Below are 20,019 nucleotides of genomic sequence, written 5' to 3' on the forward strand. Positions count from 1 at the left end.
AGTTTTCAATAATAAGATGGCATGGTTTTTGCATTATTCATATAATTACCGGCTATACCGGGCATAAGGTTTACGAGAGGGGTGAAGCGAGGAGCATTGCTCTTTATACGTAAACAAAGGAAGGGAGGCATTGGTGTAACCCAGAAGTTTATGATCCTGTATTTTATTAGGGAAATCGAAAACTTGAGGAAAAGGCATACGCCTACTACAAAGCAATCGTATCGGGCGGGTGAAATGGACGAACTGAAATGGGCCATTGAGGCTGCTCCTTCCCTAGTGTATCAATAAGTATAAGGAGGTAATTTATGGCACTCAATACTGAAAAAAATGTCCAAGTGATGCAGACAGCTCAGGAGCTTGGTCATGCCAAAAAAGGTCTTATCTATGGAGTAATTTCGGGTGCAACATGGGGACTTGATGGGGTTATCCTTGGTATGGCGTTGGCAATGGCGCCGTTTACAGGTGGCGCAACTCTTTCTCTATATGCAGGTTCTTTAGCAGGTGCAGCAATGCATGATGGGTTTGCTGGTTTTTGGCTCTTTTTCTACAACCTATTTACCGGAAGGGCACCTGAATATCTTCGAACGTTGCGCACTAGACCAGGAAAAATAGTCGTTTTAGCCGCACTTTTTGGGGGTCCAATAGCTATGTCAGGTTACCTGTTGGGGATTAACATGGCTGGAGCTTCTTATGCCTTAGCCATAACCGCTATGTACCCCGCTGTTGGGGCAATTATGGCGGTATTTATTCTAAAAGAGAAAATCATCCCACGTGTTTGGGCAGGGATTATTCTTTGTATTGGTGGAGCTGTTGTTGTAGGATATGTTCCACCAGGAGGTGATTTCCCTAATTTCTATCTAGGACTAGCTTTCTCCTTACTTGCTACACTAGGTTGGGGTATGGAAGGCGTTCTATCAACCTATGGAATGGATATGGCCGATCCTGATATCGCCATCGGAATTCGTGAAGCTACATCATTTTTCGTTTACCTCATCGGAATTTTACCCATTGCTTCTGGGGTAGTTATTTTCTGGGATGCCTTCACCGAAGCTAGCGTCTATTATGTTGCGGTTGCAGGAGCCTTAGGAGCTTTATCCTACGTCTGTTGGTATAGAGCCCTTAATATGACAGGTGTGGGTCGGGCGATGGCACTTAATGTAACATATGCCTTGTGGGCCGTCTTCTTCAGCTGGTTGATAATTCCGGGCTTTGAACTAACATTCACATTAGTCGTTGGGGCTGTCATCATTACTGTGGGAACAATTTTGGTCACAGCGAATCCCAAAGAACTCTTAAAATTGAGAAAAGTATAAGAGGGGGATTATTGATGAAACTACCGATGCGTTTCCGAATGTTGCATTTACTATCTAAACATGAGACCCTGTCTGAAATCACCATGCAAGAAGCATTGAGGCCGGAGTATGGTACGGAAGGTCAGTTCAAAGAATCAAGCATTGATAACCACTTACAATCCATGTTGGCGGTTGGGCTGATTGAAATTCAGAAAGTATCCGTAGACGCCAATGGTAAGTTAACCCATGAGTACAAAATTACGGACTATGGGACTGGGCGATTGAACTATTTGCCCAAAGAATGGCAGTAAACTAGTTCGAAACGTGGAACTATTAATGTGACAAAAATGGCTTAAGGAAATTATTCCTTAGCCATTTTGTCAATTCGATGACTGTTTAGATAAATGGTTTAATTTAAGTAAAATTTGGTTTCGATAAGTCATAGATGACTTGAGAAAATAAGTAGATATGGCGTTCTTGCTGAATGTTATTGAATTAATACGCTGGTTGGGCAATGGCATGGTTTTTGCATTAATCTGTATTATGTAAGTTATTAAATATATTAAAGTAACTTAAAGATCCCTAATGGATAGTAAATTCTAAGTAAAGTCCGGATAAAGGAGGGAATACAGCCGTTGATACAACGGCTTATGATTTAGAGGTTGGAACTATAGCGGTATTGATTAGGCCGCTGAACCAACGATGTATTCCAAAGATAAATTGATCGAGTGAAAGGAGCAAAACACTAATGGCTATAAGAGAAGATCTTGTTGCACTAGGGATGGTAGAAACCCGTGGAATTGTAGGAGCCATCGAAGCGGCTGATGCCATGGTCAAAGCAGCCAACGTTACACTGATAGGTAAAGTGAAAGTAGGAGGCGCCTTAGTCACTGTTATGGTTCGAGGAGATGTCGGAGCAGTAAAGGCCTCAGTTGATGCAGGAGCTGCCGCAGCAGAACGAGTCGGTGAACTTGTTAGCTGTCACGTTATCCCACGTCCACATCAGGAGCTCGAAGCAATATTACCAAAGCTACCTGTAATAGAAGAAAAACCTAAAACAAAAAACGTTGAGAATACGAAGTAAATTTCGTCGGAACTAAGAAGAATTTCCGGCAGTAATAGGGAGGGTAACCATGATAGAGCCCATTAAACCAAAAGTATTAGCCGTTCGATTAATTCCTAATGTGGCCCCTGATCTCGCCGAAAAATTGGGCCTTACTGGCTATCAGCGTTCCATCGGTATGATCACCGCCGACATCGATGATTCAACCTATGTGGCCTTAGATGAAGCTACAAAAAAGGCGGAAGTCGAAGTTGTCTACGCTAAAAGTTTTTATTGCGGAGCAGCCCGGGCTTCCGGTCCACTATCCGGAGAAATTATCGGAATTCTAGCTGGTCCGAACCCAGCCGAAGTGAGAGCGGGAGTGGATGCCTGCATTGATCATCTCGAAAACGAATGCTTCTTCTACACCTGTGACGGAGGAAAAACAGCCTTTTTTCCTCATACAGTTTCTCGAACAGGAAGCTACCTATCCAAATTGGCAGGAATTCCGGAAGGACAAGCGCTATCCTACCTGATTGCGCCTCCAATCGAGGCCATGTTTGGTTTAGACGCTGCCTTAAAAGCTGCGGAGGTCACCATGCAAGCCTTTTACGGGCCGCCAACGGAAACGAACTTTGGAGGTGGGCTCTTAACAGGTTCACAAAGCGCCTGCCGCTCTGCTTGTGATGCTTTTCAAAGAGCTGTTATCGACGTTTGCGAACACGGTCTTAAATTTTAGCATAGGGGAGGTGCAGCTTCATAATGGAACTTGATAAAGACCTATGTTCCTTACAAGAAGCCCGAAATTTAGTGCGAGCTGCGCGAAAAGCCCAAGAAGCCCTCATGAACTTTACGCAAGAACAAGTCGACAAAATTATCGACCTGATGCGCGAAGCAGGAGAAGCTAATGCAGCTCGTTTAGCCATGATGGCTGTATCGGAAACCGGAATGGGAAACTACAACGATAAATGTTTCAAGAACTATTTTGCTTCTCGAACCCTTTATGACTTTATTAAACCCATGAAAACTGTAGGAATCATCCGAGAAAACCTCGATCAAAAGCTTTGGGAAATTGCTGAACCCGTAGGAGTAATCGCTGGAATCATCCCGACCACTAATCCTACTTCAACCGTCATATATAAAGCCATGATCGCACTCAAGTCACGTAATGCCATCGTCTTCTCTCCGCACCCAAGTGCTGTTCGATGTACCAATGAAGCGGCAAAAATTATGCATCAAGCAGCTATTGCAGCAGGAGCTCCCGAAGGGGTCATAGGGTGCATCATGAATGTATCCATGGGAGCGACTAACGAACTCATGAAACACCCTAATGTCGCTATGATCCTAGCAACCGGTGGAAGTGCCCTAGTCAAAGCTGCCTACAGCAGCGGAAAACCAGCCCTCGGCGTGGGTCCAGGAAACGTCCCTGCCTTTGTCGAACGGAGTGCTGATCTTGCTAAAGCTGCGGAATACATCATTATGGGAAAAACCTTTGATAACGGGACCATCTGCGCATCTGAACAAGCTATTGTGGCTGAAGAATGTATCGCTGATGAGTTGATAATCCATCTAAAACGGCAGGGAGCCCATTTTCTCAGTTCTGAGGAAGTAACGAAGGTGTCCAACGTAGTTATGTTGGCAAATGGAGGAGTTAACCCAAAAGTAGTGGGGAAAGACCCGAAATTCATAGCACAGCTTGCTGGAATCAACATTCCAGATCAAACGAAATGTTTAGTTGCCCCTTTGTCAGGGGTTGGTCCCCAGTGGCCCTTATCTTACGAAAAATTAACTACCGTCTTGGGTTTTTACCGAGTTGCAGATTGGCATGAAGGATGTGACCGTTGCTTCCAACTCTTGGAAGTTGGCGGAGTGGGCCATAGTCTCGCAATGCATTGCAATAACGAAGAAATCATTCGGGAATTTGCGCTTAAGAAACCTGTTAACCGATTACTCGTTAATACCCCAGCAGCTATGGGTGGCGTTGGCGCGACCACTGGCTTAGCTCCTTCCTTTACCTTAGGATGTGGAACTTGGGCTGGATCAAGCGTCTCAGAAAACGTTACACCACTTCACCTAATCAATATCAAACGTGTTGCTTGGCATCTTGGTCTGCCTGAACGTAAATCCCTAGAAACCCTGAACGAAATAAGTAATTGCAACCAAAACCAAAACCAAGCTCAAACACAACAGGTAGATGCTCAGATGGTCCAAGAGATCATTACGCAAATCTTAAAGCATTTAAAGTAGCGTAGTGCTAAATGTTTTTAACGAATAATTAGGTTCGATTTAAGTTCATTAATTGAGGCATGTCTCGAACTACGAACATCGAATATCGAACCACGAATTTGGGAGGGAACAAAATGGCAGATCGAAGAGTAATTGCACTTGGAATGATAGAAACCAAAGGACTAATCCCTGCGATCGAAGCAGCTGATCAAATGTTAAAAGCAGCAAATGTAACGTTATGTGGAAAAGAACATGTCTCCGGGGGATTAGTCTCAGTCATGGTTCGGGGTGATGTCGGTGCCGTCAAAGCAGCCGTAGACGCAGGAGCATCTGCAGCCCAGCGAGTTGGAGCACTCCTCAGTGTTCATGTTATTCCCCGACCCCATCAGGACGTTGAGTATATCCTACCAGTCGGTGACAACAAAGGTTATGGAGAAAAATAATCTCCGACTTCTGTAATGAGGTGAGGTCTTGATCGTCACAGAATATGAGCTAAGAGCCAATTGGCATAAAACCAAGGAGAAACTGATTATATTACCGCCCGGTAGTGTAATCACACCATCTGCAAGGGACTTTATTAGGTCCAAAGGAATTGATGTTCAGATTGAGGGGAACGGACTAAGGGATATTCATAAGAATACTTTTTCCAGTGCAGCCCAAAGCATTGATAGTACTACCAGACCAACCCCCATTCAAATCAATCCACTCCGGGAAATCAAGTCTAAAAACCACGCTCAAAACAAAATGCAAACCCATTCAAATAGTTCCTCGGGTGTCAAACCTGAACACATGACTCATTTGCGTTCAGGAGCCTTAGTCACTAAGATACATCCGGTGATCGCTTATCGTGGGCAATTAGACTTGTTTCAATGTGAACTCGTTGAAGCTCAGGGTTTCTTAAGTAACCAAGGGGAGGATGACCTAATACTAAAGCTGGAGGAAATCTCAGTTTTTTGTCGACAGCTTATGGTCAGCGAAGTTAAACAGGAGCCCTTTCAATGGTTAACCCTAATTGGATTTACCCCTGAAGAATTGCGCGAACGATCTCATCATCCCCAAAAATACTACGGTATCGATCACACTCCCTTAAGCTATACTCATGGCCCCATTGTATCCAAACTCCATCACCTTAGGGCCAAATCACGAGAAGTTGAGCTTTATGCTAACCGAGCTTTCACCGATGAAACAGGGGCATGTAGTCGAACAGACCTGATTCAGGCCTTAAATCGGCTCTCTAGTACCTTCTATATCCTCGCTTGTGAAGTACGTGGCCGGAATAACCAAGACCAAGTTGAGAAAGCGGTGAATGCCGTGAAAGCGGGGCAAGTTGAAAAACAAGTTCCTATAGGAACTACGAATCGCCATATACACATTTCACAAACCGACCTAGAGGCCCTCTTCGGCGAAAACTATTCTCTTCACGTCCAAAAAGAGCTCTCTCAACGCGGACAGTTTGCAGCCAAAGAAACTGTCACGTTAGTTGGTCCCAAAGGAAGAATAGATAGGGTCCGCATCTTAGGACCGGTAAGAAAGAATACGCAAGCAGAAATAAGTGTCACAGATTGCTTTACCTTAGGAGTTAAGCCCGTCATCCGGGATTCGGGGCAACATGATGGAACCCCAGGTCTTAGAATTGAAGGTCCTGTTGGTCAAATTGAGCTTGAAGCAGGAGTCATGGTAGCCAGCAGGCACATTCACCTCCACACTGACGATGCTAAGGATTGGTCTCTGAAAGATGGAGACCGAGTTCGAGTGAAAGTTGAGAGCCAACGACCAATGGTCTTCGAAGATGTGTTAATTCGGGTCAGTGACATGTACCGCAAAGAGTTTCACTTGGACTTGGATGAAGCTAATGCGGCTCTCGTCGATGCAACCACCCAGGGAAGGCTCATGGAGGTATGAGCATGAATGAAGAACTGATCAACCAAATTGTGCGCCGTATCTTGTCTGATCCCTCTTTGCAGGGATTACTCCAAGGAAACGGGAGTCAAGAGGGGGGGGTTAAATCTGAGGCCTTAGTCCTTTTGAATTTTGTCTCGGATTTTCCGCGAGTCTTGGCTGCGGTCAAACAACGATGGGGAGCAGACTTTACCTTCTGCATTTTACCGAGTGATCAGGTTTATATAGCCAAGCCAGAACTACCTGTTGGCATGACCTGGATAACCGCTCAAGATGCCTTGAGTAGGTCAGATTGGCAAAAATTGATCCTGCCAACATGTTCTCCTAATACCTTAGCAAAAGCTGCTTTAGGGATACGAGATAACCCAATCTGCGAAATGATTGGGCGTGGACTAAGCAGAGGAAGCTCCATTGATCTGGTGACAGAATATTTGGGCTTAACAATACAAACTCCTCTGGCTTATCGAGAGCTTTATGAAGGATATATCCAGAGGCTGCAGGCTTACGGAGTCATGGTATGTGCCAGTTTAGCTGAGGATTGTTCTTTTTCGGCGAAACCTGTTCAACAATACCCTGCAAAAATTTCAGAGTTAAGCTCCGGGATATATAAACAGAACGAAGTGTTCTCCCAGGAAAAAGACCTCTTTGTGCAAGAGGAGATACGCTTTGCTAATAAGTTTTTAGGGGATAAACAGGCCTACGAATTTCCGGAGGAATCGAGAGTTCTTATAAAACAAGGGACAGTCGTCTCACCCCTCGCTCGAGACACCCTTAAGCTGCGCCGAATTGAGCTGTGTATTGAGAAGGAGGGGAAAAACGGATGATTTTAGCCCGTGTTATAGGAAACGTCTGGTCTACCCGAAAAGATGAGTCCTTACGAGGTCTGAAGTTTCTAGTTGTCCAGCCCGTCACCCTCTCTTATCAAGAGGATGGGACCCCCATACTTAAGGAAGTTGGGAATTCTCTTGTCGCTGCAGACCAAATCGGTGCAGGAGAAGACGAAATCGTCATGGTAGCGAGCGGTTCCTCGGCCCGGCAGGGTCTAACTAACCATAGTATCCCCATTGACGCCACCATCGTAGGCATTATCGATAAAGAAACCTATGAAGCGTAAGCTTAAGTGGGTGAAAAAATGAGCGAGATGAGTATGAAAGAAATCAGTGCGAAGGTTAGAGAAGCTGGGGTTGTTGGCGCAGGTGGAGCTGGATTTCCGACCCATGTCAAACTCTTAGCACGAGCAGAGATCGTCATTGTTAATGCAGCGGAATGTGAGCCTTTACTGAAAACCGACCAACAACTGGCTGCACGCTATCCGGATCTTTTAGTCAAAGGCTTAACCCTAGCTATGGAGGCTACAGGTGCTCAAAAAGGAATTATTGCTTTAAAAGGAAAGTATAAAGATGCGATAGGGGCCTTAGAACTCCATATAAAGAATTATAAAGACCTTGAAATTTTAATTATGCCCGATATTTACCCAGCTGGAGACGAAGTAATCACCATCTGGTTAACGACTGGGAGGCGAGTCCCTCCAGGTGGAATACCATTGGATATTGGTGTGGTAGTTAATAATGTGCAAACCCTGATCAATGTCGCAAGGGCCGTCGAAGGGACCCCTGTTACCACAAGGACCCTTACAGTAACCGGCGCTGTCAAAAAACCAATAACCGTCACAGTTCCGATTGGAACGCCATTACGAGACATTCTGGAATTGGCCGGTGGTGGAAGCGGGGAGTTAGCCTATATCAATGGAGGGCCGATGATGGGAACCCTTATCACCGATCTTTCAACTCCAGTGACCAAAACCACCGGAGGACTAATAGCTCTGCCGAAAGATCATATGCTGATCCAACGCAAGGGTCAGAGGGTTGAGACTATTTTGCGCATTGCTAAGACTGTCTGCGAACAGTGCAATTTTTGTACAGAACTCTGTCCTAGGCATATCATAGGACACGAATTATCCCCTCATCGACTGATTAGAGCGGTCAATTATAAAAACATTAGTGCCCCCTCTTTAGTTACTACAGCCCTAACCTGCTCCGAATGCGGAGTTTGTGAAGCTTATGCTTGTCCGGTGGGAATCTCGCCGCTCAGAGTGAATATCGCTTTAAAAGCAGAGCTTCGTGCCAAGGGAATTAAATATCAGGGCGAACTTGGAAAAGTAGATCCGATGGCCAGACATCGTCTAATCCCCTCGTCGCGGTTAATGGATCGCTTGAGGCTTCGACCTTGGTATAAAGAAGCCCCCTTATCGGCGGAGATGTATGTACCTGACGAAGTCACTCTAAAGCTTCAACAGCACATTGGTGCACCTGCAATATCCGTCGTCCAAGTCGGAGATGTGGTTCATGTAGGACAACTGATCGGAAAAATTCCTGATGGAGCACTAGGTGCAAATGTCCATGCCAGTATAGAGGGAAGAGTGATCCACATAACCCCCCAAACCATAACGATACGGAAAGGTGGTGCAGCCAAATGATCCATGCCATAGGGTTAGTAGAATTTACAAGCATAGCACAAGGCATCGAATGCGCCGATATAATGACCAAGACAGCGGATGTGACCATTTTGGTAGCGAAAACCATCTGTCCCGGAAAATATATGGTCTTGGTAAGCGGAGATGTATCAGGAGTAGAGCAATCTGTAAATGCTGGTATTGATTTAGGAGCAGAGACAGTGGTGGATTCCTTTGTCATCCCCAATGTACATCCTTCCATATTACCGGCTATTAGTCGTGCCAACACCCTTAAAGACATCAAGGCTTTAGGGATTATAGAAACCTATAGTGTAGCATCCTTAATCGAAGCAGCGGATGCAGCAGTCAAAGCAGGTGACGTGGAACCCCTACTTATTCATCTGGCGTTTGGAATCGGGGGCAAAAGCTACACCCTTCTCACCGGAGAAGTAGCTTCCATTAAAGCTGCTGTCGAAGAAGGAAGCGCCATTGCGAGTGAGAAAGGACTCCTCATCCGTCAAGTCGTCATCCCAAGACCCTCGAAACAACTCATTGAAAGCCTAGTTTAATAACACTTAAGCATCGAACCACGAATATCGAATATCGAACCACGATAAGGAGGTGTACTATGGGACGATTTATCTCAGCAGCTGTATTGCGAGATATGGCCAAATTAGACAAAAACATAGTTTTAGAAGAAGATAGTGTACTGACTCCCTCTGCCAAGGATCTAGCCAAAGAATTGGGGATTACGATCAGCAAAGGCAAGCAAGAAGTTATCGGTCACAGTGTTGTTGGGCAGTTTGTGAATCCGCAGTCTGGCGTTAAGGAAGAAAGCGTTTCCATTGGTATCGCTGATTTAAGCAGCCAAAAGGATGACTTGAAGACGGCGGTGCAAAGAATTCTGGGTGAGGTCCTTAAACCCGCCTGTGAGAACCCTAAAGCCACTCATGTTAAAGGGGAAAGTGTGATCATACAGCCTTTCTTAGAGGCACCTCCAGGACAAAAAGTCGGGCTTGTCGACGTGATTGACTCACGAGTAGGAAATCTCGCTTCAGGTTTTATGACCTTTGATCATTCTCAGTTGCCTTGGTTCTTAAACTATGATGAAGTAGATTACGTTATTGAGGGAGAGTTTGTCCTGGAAGTTGAGGGGCAAGTTTTCCGCGCTAAACCTGGAGATGTAGTTTATATTCCGAAGGGAAGCCAAGTGGTCTTTTCTTCACCAGGGTTTTGTAAAGTCTTCTATTGTACTTACCCAGCTAACTGGGCAGATTTTTGTGATTAAGGACATTATGTCAGATTGGGGGATCGTTCAATGATTTTAAAGGCGAAAGTTTATAATAAACTATTTGGGTTTGAAAGTCTTAAAGAAGTTATGGCTAAGGCCAATGAAGAAAAGTCTGGCGATGAACTGGTCGGAATTGCTGCAAAATCAGCTTCTGAGCGAGTAGCGGCAAAATTGGTTCTGAGTAATCTTACCCTTGAGGATATATATAATAACCCAATCATTCCTTATGAAGAAGATGAAGTTACTAGAGCAATCTACGACGGTCTCAACTTAAGAATCTATCGAGAGATCAAAGGTTGGACGGTCGGTTACCTACGTGAGTATATTTTAGATCATAAGACGACAGGTGAAGACTTAGCTCACATTAGTCGTGGTCTGACAAGCGAAATGATTGCTGCAGTGGCTAAGTTAATGTCTACTATGGATCTTGTCTTTGGGTCGAAAAAAATGCGAATTCAGTCGCATTGTAATACAACACTTGGTGTACCTGGAACGCTGGCTTTTCGCTGCCAGCCTAATCACCCAACCGATAACATCGAAGGGATGATGGCTTCCCTTAAAGAGGGTTTATCCTATGGATCCGGGGATGCAGTCATCGGAATTAACCCTGTGGAAGACAATGTGGAGACTGTTACCCGCCTCTTGGATACTGTCAAGAATTTCATGGTAAAATGGGAAATTCCAACTCAAAACTGTGTTTTAGCACATGTGACAACACAGATGAAAGCGATTGAAAAAGGAGCTCCAGTTGACTTAGTCTTCCAAAGTATAGCTGGAACTCAAAAAGCTAATGATGCCTTTGGTGTAAGCGCTGCAATTTTAGATGAAGCCTTTGCTTTGGCACAGCGTCAAGGAACTGCGACAGGTCCTAATCTCATGTACTTTGAAACAGGACAAGGTTCCGAGGTCTCCCTAGATGCTCACTTGGGCGTTGATATGATGACATTGGAAGCAAGAACTTACGGGTATGCACGGGGTTATCGCCCATTCATGACCAACAATGTTTCTGGGTTTATTGGACCGGAGACGATTTATTCAGGTCGAGAAGTTATTCGAGCAGACTTGGAAGATCTATTCATGGGTAAGCTGCACGGGCTGCCCATGGGGATTGCACCGTGTTATACAAATCACATGAAAGCAGACCAAAATGATCAGGAAATGGGAACCCTCCTCTGCGCCATGGCTGGTTCAAACTTCTTCATGGGTGTTCCAGGCGGCGACGATGTTATGCTCAGTTATCAGGATACGAGTTACCATGATGATGCAAGTACCCGGGAAATCTTAGGGTTACGACCGCTTCCGGAGTTTGAACAGTGGTTGGAAAAAATGGGTATTTTAGAAAACGGCAAACTTACAGAGAGGGCCGGAGACCCATCCATATTTGATAAATAGGGAGGCGAATCGAGGTGGCAGTCGCGAATAACGAGTTAGAGAAAGTCATTATTCAAAGTATTATGGAAGAACTAGCTAAGAAAGGGTTGCTTTCACAAAAGGGGAAAGACCATGTCATGGCGGCAGCGATAATGGATACGCCTATAGTCCCTGACACCCATTCTGAGGATATGGTTACATTTCCTGCTCTAGATGAAATGCAGATTTCTAACCCATTTAATGCAGATGCAGTTAGGGCTATGAAAAAGTTGACTCCAGCTAGGATTGGAATTGGCAGAGCGGGAACTCGCCCCAAAACAATATCCTGGTTAAGGTTTTTGGCGGATCATGCAGTAGCTCAAGATGCAGTTTTCCTCGATGTTTCTGAGGAATTTCTCCAACGGATGAACTTGATGTCCGTCCAGAGTGCAGCTAGCAGTAAGGATGAGTTTCTACAAAGACCGGATTTGGGACGTCGTTTATCCCCAGAAGCTGTGAAAACAATTTCGGAGAAGTGTGAGAAAAATGTCCAAGTTCAGATACTGATTGTCGACGGACTAAGTTCAACGGCCATCGAGGCGAATATTCCAGACCTATTACCTGCTTTGATGCAAGGGTTGAAATCATCAGGAATAAACGTTGGAGCTCCGTTTTTCGTTAAGAATGGCAGGGTATGGGTTCAAGACCATGTTGCATCCCTTGTCAATTCAGAGGTGATAATTTCCTTGATTGGCGAGCGCCCAGGTCTTGGAACTGCTGAGAGCCTTAGTGCTTATATGATATACAGACCTGACGAAACTACTGTGGAAGCTGATCGCACAGTTATTTCCAATATTCACAAGGGCGGAATTCCTCCGGCTGAAGCAGGGGCCCATCTTACAGATGTTATCAAAGAAATTCTAGCCGCTAAAGCAAGTGGTGTTAAGCTGAACCAGCAAAAATAGGGGTGGTGATAAAATGCCCGAATCGACTAATCAAAGAATCACGAGTGTGGGCATTGATATTGGAACCACAACTACCCAACTGGTGATCAGCCAATTAACAATAGAAAATACAGCTTCAGGGTCTTTAGTACCTCGCGTGGAAATCACTCAAAAGGAAGTTATCCATCGCAGCCAGATCTATTTTACGCCTCTTTTAGATCGCGACTTAATTAATGCGGTTGCGGTCTCGAAGATTCTGGAAAGTGAATATCAGGCTGCCGGTCTAACTTCTGAAATGATTGACACTGGAGCAGTGATTATTACCGGAGAGACAGCAAAAAAAGAAAATGCCAAGGCAATTATTGATGCTTTGGCAGGATTCGCTGGAGACTTCGTAGTAGCCACTGCTGGTGCCAATTTGGAGGCAATCTATGCTGGAAAAGGATCTGGAGCTGCCTTATATTCAGCCCAGAGACACCAAGTGGTTGTTAATATAGATGTGGGTGGTGGAACTTCGAACTATGCCACCTTCCATGAGGGTAAGGCCGTCGATTCTTCATGCATCAACGTCGGCGGACACTTAATAGAGTTTGATCGGCAAGGAGACCGTATTACTTACATTTCTGAACCAGCAAAAATTGCCTTGCAAATCACTGGAGAAAGACTTCAGGTAGGGGAACGTGTGACTCTTCCTCAACTTCGTCCAATTGTTAAAGCAATGGCTGGGTCGGTTGTAGACCTGCTTAAGACGTCGACTCCTTCCGGGTTAACTAAGGAGTTATTGATGACGCCCCCTTTACAGTTCAGTCACCCGATAGGAAAAGTGATGATTTCTGGTGGGGTAGCAGACTATGTCTATGCAGAAAAAGGACCTTCAACTATGTCAGAAGTGACAGCTTTTGGTGATTTTGGACCACTTCTGGGATGGGAGCTTAAAGTGAGCTTGGAGGAAGCTGGTTTTATCTTAGAAAAGCCAAAGGAGACAGTCCGAGCAACCGTCATCGGTACAGGGACTCAGTCCGTTAATCTGAGTGGTAGTACCATCCATCTTCAAGAAAATACACTGCCGCTGCGCAATATCATGGTTTTATCTCCCTTTCAATCGATGATTCCAGAAACTCCGCAAAGAATTGCAGAAGTCATTAAAAACGAGATCCTGCGCCTGCAGGTTGACCATTTAGAGGGTGTTGTAGCAATAGCTTTGAAAGGGCCTCGGACCATGTCCTTTGCTGATATCAGTCATTTAGCAAAAGGGGTACTGTTGGGGTTGGAAGAGTACTTGTGTAATAACAAGCCCCTGATACTTGTTGTTGAAGCAGATTGTGGAAAAGTCTTGGGACAGTGTATCAATGCTTCAGCTAATCGGCCGCTAGAAATGGTTTGTATAGATCAGCTTGAAGTGGAAAACTGTGATTATATTGATATCGGTAAGCCGCTAATGGGTGGAAGAGTTGTCCCGGTGGTTTTAAAGACCTTAGTATTTAATCGTTAACTTTAATGACGTTGTTCAATTGCCTTGACCATAGGAAAGGTACAGGTTTATAAGCTTCTATGAATTTAGCGACTGGAGTATTAACATTTTCAGTCGCTTTAGTTCATTAATTTATATAATTAAAAGGATTCTGTCTTTTTTTGACGAATTATATATTAATTTTTCATTTATTCTTATGCCTTTAATGGAAGGGTGAGTTTGAATGCACAAAACATTAGATTCTAACCTTCTGGATCCAAACTATCTCGAAGAAAGCCTAGGAAGCTTTCATAATGCTACTGGTTTACATATAGAGGCCATAAATAACGACGGAGTAACCTTCTCGGTTCCTGGAAACTTTGAACGGAGTGAGTTTTGTCGATATATTCGAAGTCAACCTGGAGGAGAGAGAAAGTGTCAAGATTCTTATAAACGTGCTAGCCTTGAGGCAGCTAAGTGGGAGGAACCTTATTTCTTTCGTTGTCATGCTGGGTTGGTTATCTGGGCTGTTCCGATCATGATCAGAGGGGTTTCCATTGGAAGCATTATCTGTGGCCAAGTTTTAATGTGGGAACCAGATTGTTTTTTCTTTCAGGAACTAAAGAAACTTAATGTTGAAATTGAAAATTTTGACTGCTTGAAAAATATGGCTAGCAAGCTTGAAGTTGTCTCTCCTTTACGTTCTCAAGCCGCTGCCGATATGCTTTTTGTCGTAGTAAATCATATTGTCAAGCGCAACATTAATAGTCTGGAAGAAATTGATGCAACACGTGTACAACAACAGCAAATTAGACGTGAAATTGAAGAACGTAAACGGAAAAACTTACCCGACCTTAGTAATTACGACGATTATTTAAAAAAGGAGCGTAAGTTTCTACGCTACATTCGCTTAGGGGATAGAACGAGAGCCAATCAAACTCTTCAGAGCCTTTTGACCGACCTTTATACTAAAACTGTGGGAGACCTGGAAACGGTTAAAGTGAGAATTTTGGAATTGGCAACGTTGACATCCAGGGCTGCAGTTGAAGGCGGAGCAAATGCGGAGCGCATAATGAAGCTGTTAAAGGAATTTAATAAGGAAATGGAAGGTTTTGAGCGGGTAGAAAAGTGTTTTTATAAGATCCAGCGAATTGTAGAAACCTTTTTAGAAGGAATTTTCACATTAGCAGATAAGAAACATCTAGCCATTGTAAAAAATGCTCGAGATTTTATTATGGAAAACTATGCTTTGCCTCTTACTGTGACTGATGTAGCAGAACACCTTTTCATTAGTCCTTCTCATCTTTCTCGGCTGTTTCGTGAGGAACTGGATTGTACTATTAATGATTTTCTGACCAGGGTCAGAGTAGAACAAGCTGTTGAAATTATGAAAAAACCTCAATTTAGTGTTGCTCAAGTATCCAAAGCTGTTGGTTTCCAAAATCAAAGTTATTTTTCTAAAGTCTTCAGGAAATACATTGGGGTTACTCCCTTGACCTATAAAAACAGCTTGTACTAAGAAGGTGATGTTAATGATATTTCGAAGTATCATCAAATCTATTGCCACCGGGGATGCAGAACAAAGTTTGCTCTTGACAAAACGGGCTCTGGCGCAGGGATTTCCTGCAGAGTCTGTTCTGGAAAAAGGTTTAATTGCTGGTATGGACCGCGTTGCTGAAAAATTTCGCGAACAACGGGTTATGGTTCCTGAAGTGCTTATGGCATCTCGGGCAATGCATGCTGGTTTAAGCCTTGTAGAACCCTTACTTGAGAATTTTGAAAAGAAAAGTACTGGCAAGATTGTTATGGGTACGGTAGCCGGGGATCTCCATGATATCGGATTAAGCCTCGTCAAGATGTTAGTGATGTCTACCGGTGTTGAGATAATTAACTTGGGAGTGGATGTTACCCCTAAAAAGTTTGCAAGTGTAGTACGTAAGGAAAAGCCTCAGATTTTGATGATGTCGGCATTGCTTACTACTACCATGACTGTTATGAAAGAGGTGATTGACGAATTAGAGTCATTGGGCCTACGAAAAAACCTTATAGTTATCGTGGGAGGTGCTCCTATCAACGACGGTTATGCTAAGCGAATTGGGGCTGATTATTATTTTGAAGATGCATTTGAGGCTCGAGCTTTTATTGATGAAAATTTAACTAAGATTATTACCAAAAAGGGGCGTTTAAATTAACTGTACGTTACTGAAAAAATGCACAATTAGCTCATAGATTATTTTAATCGACAGAGTATAGCAATTTATACCAAATAGTTCGAATTTTCAATTGGTTGTAATGAGTCAAAACGAGCAGAAATGCGTCAATAAAAAGGTGTGTTCTAGGTGATATGATGTTATCAAGTTGATGAGCCCATTGCGCGTTGGTCTGAGTCATTAAGTCAATCGGTTCCGTTATGAGAGATTACAAATGAGGAGGATGCACATGGATACTAGCAAAATGAGGAATCTTAAAGAACTTAGTGTTGAGCAAACATTTAGTTTGTTTACGCAAAGTGAAGAATTAAAGAAAATCGCTACCAACTTCTTTGGGTCAATGGAGGCGACTCTAATCCGAAGTCAAATAGTTGATGTGCTGAGGAATTATGATCTCGGGGCAGTAACTGAGGTTTATGAGATTTTTGGTGGTTATGTTAATCGAAGTTTTGGCATTTTTACTGAAAAAGACGGGGAAAAGCACGAGTATTTTGTACGTAAGTACAAAAATGGGATCACTGAGTCGGAAATTGAATTTGAGCATTCTATGATTGATTACTCTATTGAGCATGGCTTGGATATTGCTGCTGGGTTGTACCGTACTAAGAGTGGTCGTACCTTTGTTAAAAAGACTGAGGGTACAAACGGAAAGACGACTGATAGCTATTTTGCAGTTTATCAATTTCTTAAGGGAGAGGATTTATATACATGGGATACCCCGAATCTAAATGATGAAGAATATGCCAGCGCCGCTGGAGTCCTCGCAATGTTCCATAATGCCGCGAAAGATTTCGATCCTCAAGGCCTCGAACGTGTAGAGCCAAAGATCATGGAATTTCTACCGACCCTTCCACAAAAATTTAAGGACTTAGCACAGACGGATATCGACACCAAGTTTCATCGATACTATAGAGGTAAACTTAACTCGATTTTGGAAGTTATTGAAAGGTCACAAATTCCACAGGATGTACTGGAGAAAATGCCCCTCACACCTTGTCACAATGATTTTCATGCGGGTAACTTGAAATACGTTGATAGTAAGGTTGTAGGAATTTTCGACTTTGATTGGTCCAAGATCGATCGTCGTCTATTTGATGTAACATTAGCTTTGGCCTATTGTTGTTGTTCATGGCAAGACGAAAAAGATGGAGTGCTCCTTCTCGATAAGTGTGCAATCTTCCTTAAGTCTTACCAGAAGAAATTGGAGGAGTTGCAAGGACTTGAGCCTTTAAATGCGGTGGAAATTGAGTATTTGCCTACGATGATTGCTGCCGCAAACATATATCTGATTAATTGGGATGTATCAGCGTATTATGCTGGCACAGATCTTAATGAGTATGAGTATATTGCTTATTTGCAACATAATGTTCGCTTGATGAATTGGATTGAGGATCATAAAGAAGAGATAGGGTTAATGGCAAAGTCTATCTTAGATTAGGCTGAGAATTGTAGAGTAGAGTTAATTTATCCATAGATTTTCAAGTAGTAGGAAAGGGGATCATATTGTGGAGTTCACTAAATTATTTAGTCAGTCTGAAGTAGAGCGTGTACATGAGGCCTCACTAGAAATCCTGGAGAATGTCGGGATGCTGGTTCGAAATGAAAAAGCACTCCAAATATTTGCTAAAAATGGCTGTCAAGTTGATATGGAGACTATGATGGTTAAATTCCCCAGAGATGTCGTCGAGAATGCAAGAAAGTCCTTTGTCCCAACCTATACGTTTACGGCTCAGGATCCAAAATTTGATGTAACCATGCCCGGCGATCGTCCTATCGTTGTAACAGGAAGTTCTGCTCCCAATATTATCGATCCAAAAACGGGCGAAGAACGTCGTGCTACCTCAGATGATATCGCAAATATTGCCTATTTAATCAATGAATTACCAGGCTTTGATGTTTTTTCGATTTCCACTCTTGCTGACGATGCTCCAGAAGGACAATTCAGTTTGTCCCGTTTTTATCCTGCTTTGAAGAACTGTAAAAAGCCTGTCCGTAGTAATACTCCAAATATGGACGACCTAAAAGCAGTTCTGGAGTTAGGTGCCTTGGTTGCTGGTGGAGAAGATGAATATCGTAAGCGCCCATTTATCAATCATCATTATTGCCCCGTTGTTTCCCCGCTGACCTTTGATGTAGAGTCAACCGAAGCGGTCATTTATCTGCTCGAACAGGGGTTGCCAGTCTATGGAACAATTGTCCCAAATGCTGGGATGACTTCACCCCTTAGCCTAATGGGAACACTAACCCTTGGCAATGCAGAGTTCTTGGGCCTTGCAACCCTCACTCAAATGATTCGTCCAGGTGCCCCGATGATTTATGCAGTCTTGTCCACAGTCGCGGATATGAGGACTGGTGCCTATGCTCCAGGTGCTATTGAAACAGGAATGTTACAAATGGCCCATACGGAAATGGCGAGATATTATAATGTTCCTTCCGGCGGATATATCGGATTGACAAATGCTCACTCCAATGACGCTCAATCTGGCTATGAGACCGGGATGAACACGACAGGTGCTTTGCTTGCGGGAGCAGATTTGTTCAATATGGGTGGTCTCTTAGGAAGTTTAATGGCCTTTGATTTCGGCAAGGCCGTCATTGATAACGAAATTGCTCTAATGCTTAAACGAATGAAAAAGGGCTTCGAATACAGTGAAGAGAATCTTTGCTTAGATCTTATAGCCAAAGTCGGACCAGGCGGCAGTTACATGGATTTGGATCATACTATGAAAAATATGCGTACCATTGCCGTTCTTCCCAAAGTTGCTACCAGAGAAATGCGTCGTCGCTGGGAAGACCAAGGAAAACCCGATGCGCATAGCCGCGCTATGAAAGAAGCTAATAAGATTTTAAGTAAACCGAATAAATCGCGCTTCTCTGATGAATTAGATGCAAAAGTTCGAGACCATTTTAAAGGGCTTGTGGCTGGAGATGCTAAGTGGAGCCTCTAGTAGAACGGGATAATAAGTTTATGATGTACGGTCTTGAGACCGAGGGGAAAGGGAGAGAATAATGAGCATACAAGATGTTTATGACGCAGTGGTAGAATTTGATATTGATAAAGTGGTTACTCTGGTTAATGCAGAGGTAGCAAGTGGAACAGATGTTTCTGACCTTCTTAGCAATGGGTTAATCGGAGCAATGGACGAAGTTGGCCAACGCTATTCCGAAGGAGAATTTTTTGTACCTGAAATGCTGATGGCGGCAAAGGCAATGAAAGCTGGTCTTGAGGTATTAAAACCTTTATTATCCCAAGGGGCAAGCGAAAAAAAGGGAACCATTATTATAGGAACTGTCAAAGGAGACTTGCATGATATAGGCAAAAACTTAGTTTCTATGATGATGGAAGGCGCTGGCTTCGAAGTGTATGACCTCGGTGTTGATGTTGATACAGAAAAGTTCCTAACAACCGCTAAAGAGAAAAACGCCGACATCATCTGCATGTCTGCTCTATTAACTACCACTATGCCTTTCATGGAAGTTACAGTCAATGCTATACGTGAACAAGGACTAAGCTTCAAGACAATGGTTGGAGGGGCACCTGTTTCAGAAGATTTTGCTAAGAAGATTGGCGCTGACGGTTGGAGTACGGACGGACCTGGAGCAGTTGAGACTGCTCGTCGACTCACAGCTAAGTAAATAGGACTTCCTCTAAAACTTCAGAACTGACTTCTTAATAGTCTGATTGACTTATTTTGAAGTCAGTTCCTTAATTTAAGTCTGAACTGACTTATTCATAAGTATATGAGACTCCTAAATGTTTGAGATTTCATCTTAAATGGGGACTTGTAAGCTGAAAATAGTCGTAAGCTTAGTCATTATAAATGAGTTTTACTAAAAACCGGTATTGGCATAGAATTTGCAAT

The 20,019-nt window shown here is 43.6% G+C and carries 21 protein-coding genes; all 21 read left to right on the top strand.

Translation table 11 applies throughout. From position 1 onward, the window contains the following. The first annotated feature begins 150 nt into the window (after positions 1-150). Positions 151-288, top strand: a complete 138-nt coding sequence (locus tag HGJ98_RS21135; RefSeq protein ID WP_291353723.1) for a hypothetical protein — start codon at positions 151-153, stop codon at positions 286-288. 17 nt (positions 289-305) lie between these two features. After that, a complete protein-coding gene (locus HGJ98_RS21140) occupies positions 306-1,313 on the top strand; it encodes a DMT family transporter (RefSeq protein WP_291353724.1) in 1,008 nt (335 codons plus the stop codon). A 14-nt stretch (positions 1,314-1,327) separates the two neighbouring features. Further along, positions 1,328-1,603 carry a hypothetical protein gene (locus tag HGJ98_RS21145; RefSeq protein WP_291353725.1) on the top strand — a complete coding sequence of 92 codons (276 nt, stop codon included), beginning with the start codon at positions 1,328-1,330 and terminating at the stop codon, positions 1,601-1,603. A gap of 437 nt (positions 1,604-2,040) precedes the next feature. Next, entirely contained in the window at positions 2,041-2,376 is a 336-nt protein-coding gene (locus HGJ98_RS21150) for a BMC domain-containing protein (RefSeq protein WP_291353726.1), read from the top strand. Positions 2,377-2,425: 49 nt separating this feature from the next. Then, positions 2,426-3,073: an ethanolamine utilization microcompartment protein EutL gene (gene eutL / locus HGJ98_RS21155; protein WP_291353727.1), complete on the top strand. Its 648-nt coding sequence runs from the start codon at positions 2,426-2,428 to the stop codon at positions 3,071-3,073. A 23-nt stretch (positions 3,074-3,096) separates the two neighbouring features. Continuing rightward, positions 3,097-4,581, top strand: a complete 1,485-nt coding sequence (locus tag HGJ98_RS21160; RefSeq protein WP_291353728.1) for an acetaldehyde dehydrogenase (acetylating) — start codon at positions 3,097-3,099, stop codon at positions 4,579-4,581. 113 nt (positions 4,582-4,694) lie between these two features. Further along, the gene (locus tag HGJ98_RS21165; RefSeq protein ID WP_291353729.1) at positions 4,695-5,003 is read left to right on the top strand and encodes a BMC domain-containing protein; all 309 of its coding nucleotides are present in this window, start codon (positions 4,695-4,697) and stop codon (positions 5,001-5,003) included. Between the two features lie 28 nt (positions 5,004-5,031). Then, positions 5,032-6,462 carry a phosphate propanoyltransferase gene (pduL, locus tag HGJ98_RS21170; protein ID WP_291353730.1) on the top strand — a complete coding sequence of 477 codons (1,431 nt, stop codon included), beginning with the start codon at positions 5,032-5,034 and terminating at the stop codon, positions 6,460-6,462. Between the two features lie 2 nt (positions 6,463-6,464). Further along, positions 6,465-7,283: a flavoprotein gene (locus tag HGJ98_RS21175; protein ID WP_291353731.1), complete on the top strand. Its 819-nt coding sequence runs from the start codon at positions 6,465-6,467 to the stop codon at positions 7,281-7,283. Continuing rightward, the gene (locus HGJ98_RS21180) at positions 7,280-7,573 is read left to right on the top strand and encodes a EutN/CcmL family microcompartment protein (protein WP_291353732.1); all 294 of its coding nucleotides are present in this window, start codon (positions 7,280-7,282) and stop codon (positions 7,571-7,573) included. The genes HGJ98_RS21175 and HGJ98_RS21180 overlap by 4 nt, the downstream gene beginning before the upstream one ends. An 18-nt stretch (positions 7,574-7,591) precedes the next feature. After that, a complete protein-coding gene (locus HGJ98_RS21185) occupies positions 7,592-8,935 on the top strand; it encodes a 4Fe-4S dicluster domain-containing protein (RefSeq protein WP_291353734.1) in 1,344 nt (447 codons plus the stop codon). Then, positions 8,932-9,480 (top strand): BMC domain-containing protein, encoded by a 549-nt coding sequence (locus tag HGJ98_RS21190; protein ID WP_291353735.1) that lies wholly within the window; start codon positions 8,932-8,934, stop codon positions 9,478-9,480. The genes HGJ98_RS21185 and HGJ98_RS21190 overlap by 4 nt, the downstream gene beginning before the upstream one ends. 59 nt (positions 9,481-9,539) lie before the next feature. Next, on the top strand, positions 9,540-10,199 hold the full coding sequence (locus tag HGJ98_RS21195) for a cupin domain-containing protein (RefSeq protein ID WP_291353736.1): 660 nt from the start codon (positions 9,540-9,542) through the stop codon (positions 10,197-10,199). Between the two features lie 30 nt (positions 10,200-10,229). Further along, positions 10,230-11,594, top strand: a complete 1,365-nt coding sequence (locus HGJ98_RS21200) for an ethanolamine ammonia-lyase subunit EutB (RefSeq protein ID WP_291353737.1) — start codon at positions 10,230-10,232, stop codon at positions 11,592-11,594. 14 nt (positions 11,595-11,608) lie between these two features. Then, on the top strand, positions 11,609-12,517 hold the full coding sequence (gene eutC, locus HGJ98_RS21205; RefSeq protein WP_291353739.1) for an ethanolamine ammonia-lyase subunit EutC: 909 nt from the start codon (positions 11,609-11,611) through the stop codon (positions 12,515-12,517). 13 nt (positions 12,518-12,530) lie between these two features. Next, positions 12,531-13,988 carry an ethanolamine ammonia-lyase reactivating factor EutA gene (locus HGJ98_RS21210; protein ID WP_291353741.1) on the top strand — a complete coding sequence of 486 codons (1,458 nt, stop codon included), beginning with the start codon at positions 12,531-12,533 and terminating at the stop codon, positions 13,986-13,988. Between the two features lie 202 nt (positions 13,989-14,190). Beyond that, positions 14,191-15,465: a PocR ligand-binding domain-containing protein gene (locus tag HGJ98_RS21215; RefSeq protein ID WP_291353743.1), complete on the top strand. Its 1,275-nt coding sequence runs from the start codon at positions 14,191-14,193 to the stop codon at positions 15,463-15,465. 13 nt (positions 15,466-15,478) lie between these two features. Next, positions 15,479-16,138 (top strand): corrinoid protein, encoded by a 660-nt coding sequence (locus HGJ98_RS21220; RefSeq protein WP_291353745.1) that lies wholly within the window; start codon positions 15,479-15,481, stop codon positions 16,136-16,138. A 247-nt stretch (positions 16,139-16,385) separates the two neighbouring features. Then, the gene (locus tag HGJ98_RS21225; protein WP_291353747.1) at positions 16,386-17,594 is read left to right on the top strand and encodes a phosphotransferase; all 1,209 of its coding nucleotides are present in this window, start codon (positions 16,386-16,388) and stop codon (positions 17,592-17,594) included. Positions 17,595-17,661: 67 nt separating this feature from the next. Beyond that, the gene (locus HGJ98_RS21230; RefSeq protein ID WP_291353750.1) at positions 17,662-19,104 is read left to right on the top strand and encodes a trimethylamine methyltransferase family protein; all 1,443 of its coding nucleotides are present in this window, start codon (positions 17,662-17,664) and stop codon (positions 19,102-19,104) included. Between the two features lie 61 nt (positions 19,105-19,165). After that, entirely contained in the window at positions 19,166-19,792 is a 627-nt protein-coding gene (locus HGJ98_RS21235) for a corrinoid protein (protein WP_291353752.1), read from the top strand. Positions 19,793-20,019: the final 227 nt, after the last annotated feature.

It is taken from the genome of Desulfosporosinus sp. (assembly GCF_014237355.1).
GTDB lineage: Bacteria > Bacillota > Desulfitobacteriia > Desulfitobacteriales > Desulfitobacteriaceae > Desulfosporosinus.

Excerpts from the sequence above, each read along its gene's own strand:
- HGJ98_RS21135 (WP_291353723.1), top strand. The coding sequence starts at position 151 with ATGATCCTGTATTTTATTAGGGAAATCGAAAACTTGAGGAAAAGGCAT.
- HGJ98_RS21140 (WP_291353724.1), top strand. The coding sequence starts at position 306 with ATGGCACTCAATACTGAAAAAAATGTCCAAGTGATGCAGACAGCTCAG.
- HGJ98_RS21145 (WP_291353725.1), top strand. The coding sequence starts at position 1,328 with ATGAAACTACCGATGCGTTTCCGAATGTTGCATTTACTATCTAAACAT.
- HGJ98_RS21150 (WP_291353726.1), top strand. The coding sequence starts at position 2,041 with ATGGCTATAAGAGAAGATCTTGTTGCACTAGGGATGGTAGAAACCCGT.
- eutL (WP_291353727.1), top strand. The coding sequence starts at position 2,426 with ATGATAGAGCCCATTAAACCAAAAGTATTAGCCGTTCGATTAATTCCT.
- HGJ98_RS21160 (WP_291353728.1), top strand. The coding sequence starts at position 3,097 with ATGGAACTTGATAAAGACCTATGTTCCTTACAAGAAGCCCGAAATTTA.
- HGJ98_RS21165 (WP_291353729.1), top strand. The coding sequence starts at position 4,695 with ATGGCAGATCGAAGAGTAATTGCACTTGGAATGATAGAAACCAAAGGA.
- HGJ98_RS21175 (WP_291353731.1), top strand. The coding sequence starts at position 6,465 with ATGAATGAAGAACTGATCAACCAAATTGTGCGCCGTATCTTGTCTGAT.
- HGJ98_RS21180 (WP_291353732.1), top strand. The coding sequence starts at position 7,280 with ATGATTTTAGCCCGTGTTATAGGAAACGTCTGGTCTACCCGAAAAGAT.
- HGJ98_RS21185 (WP_291353734.1), top strand. The coding sequence starts at position 7,592 with ATGAGCGAGATGAGTATGAAAGAAATCAGTGCGAAGGTTAGAGAAGCT.
- HGJ98_RS21190 (WP_291353735.1), top strand. The coding sequence starts at position 8,932 with ATGATCCATGCCATAGGGTTAGTAGAATTTACAAGCATAGCACAAGGC.
- HGJ98_RS21195 (WP_291353736.1), top strand. The coding sequence starts at position 9,540 with ATGGGACGATTTATCTCAGCAGCTGTATTGCGAGATATGGCCAAATTA.
- HGJ98_RS21200 (WP_291353737.1), top strand. The coding sequence starts at position 10,230 with ATGATTTTAAAGGCGAAAGTTTATAATAAACTATTTGGGTTTGAAAGT.
- HGJ98_RS21210 (WP_291353741.1), top strand. The coding sequence starts at position 12,531 with ATGCCCGAATCGACTAATCAAAGAATCACGAGTGTGGGCATTGATATT.
- HGJ98_RS21215 (WP_291353743.1), top strand. The coding sequence starts at position 14,191 with ATGCACAAAACATTAGATTCTAACCTTCTGGATCCAAACTATCTCGAA.
- HGJ98_RS21220 (WP_291353745.1), top strand. The coding sequence starts at position 15,479 with ATGATATTTCGAAGTATCATCAAATCTATTGCCACCGGGGATGCAGAA.
- HGJ98_RS21225 (WP_291353747.1), top strand. The coding sequence starts at position 16,386 with ATGGATACTAGCAAAATGAGGAATCTTAAAGAACTTAGTGTTGAGCAA.
- HGJ98_RS21235 (WP_291353752.1), top strand. The coding sequence starts at position 19,166 with ATGAGCATACAAGATGTTTATGACGCAGTGGTAGAATTTGATATTGAT.